The sequence below is a fragment of the Vogesella mureinivorans genome (assembly GCF_007644035.1).
Taxonomy (GTDB): Bacteria; Pseudomonadota; Gammaproteobacteria; order Burkholderiales; family Chromobacteriaceae; genus Vogesella; species Vogesella mureinivorans.
The window spans coordinates 1-345 of the sequence record NZ_VMTV02000476.1 but is presented as its reverse complement, the minus strand read 5'-3'; the positions used below and the strand labels follow the sequence as shown (position 1 = coordinate 345).

1 protein-coding gene is annotated in these 345 nt (G+C 42.9%); it reads right to left on the bottom strand.

The features are described 5' to 3' along the window. Positions 1–14: 14 nt before the first annotated feature. Positions 15–345, bottom strand: a 331-nt coding sequence (locus FLQ44_RS13490) for a patatin-like phospholipase family protein (RefSeq protein WP_206208876.1), incomplete at its 5' end; no start/stop codon positions are given.

Sequence of the window (345 nt, the reverse complement as noted above, 5' to 3'; positions counted from 1 at the left end):
AGATGGGCTGGAGATTACACAAGGAAGGCGAAGACGTTTGGTCTCAGTATACGGATGATTTTGGGCATACCGCGTGGGTTACCCGACCCGAAGGCGGTACAACACTGACTTTTTTTAGTTACATTAATAATATTGACAGGTACAGGACTGACTAAGCCACCATCCACATACTCTTTGCCGTGTATCATGGTCGGAATAAACATACTTGGAATTGAAACAGAAGCTCTCACCGCTTGCCCTGTGTTGCCATAATTAAAAATGGTCTTTTCGCCATGCTGTAGTTCTGTTGCGACCACATACATCGGGATTTTCATTTTTTCTAAAGGCATTTGATTGATTTGTTTG